Below are 334 nucleotides of genomic sequence, written 5' to 3' on the forward strand. Positions count from 1 at the left end.
ATCGCATTGGCGTCGCCGTAGACATTGTGGATGAGCCCGAGCGCATCGGGGCCGCCGAGCGGCAGATACTGGATCAGCCCGTCCGTCCGGTCGCTGGGAACGAAATCCTCATAGAAGATCAGTTGGAACGCCGTGCAGATATCCGCGCCGGACGCAGCCATGGCGCGGACGAAATGGTCGACGGCCTCCGGAAAAAGCGCGTTGTCGTCGTCGACGAACAGGATGAGCGCGCCGCGCGCGGCGCGGACGCCGGCGTTTCGCGTCGCGCCAAGGTGTTTGTGCGGCCGGCGCAAGATCTTCCATCCGCGCTGACGGAATGTCGGCTCAAGCGCAT

Annotated in this window: 1 protein-coding gene; it reads right to left on the reverse strand. The window is 65.0% G+C overall.

The genetic code is table 11. The features are described 5' to 3' along the window. On the reverse strand, positions 1–293 hold a 293-nt coding region (locus tag EN786_RS36640; RefSeq protein WP_246688849.1), incomplete at its 3' end, for a glycosyltransferase family A protein. Between the last annotated feature and the right edge of the window lie 41 nt (positions 294–334).

Origin of the sequence: Mesorhizobium sp. M4B.F.Ca.ET.143.01.1.1 (assembly GCF_004792275.1) — a bacterium.
Taxonomy (GTDB): Bacteria; Pseudomonadota; Alphaproteobacteria; order Rhizobiales; family Rhizobiaceae; genus Mesorhizobium; species Mesorhizobium abyssinicae.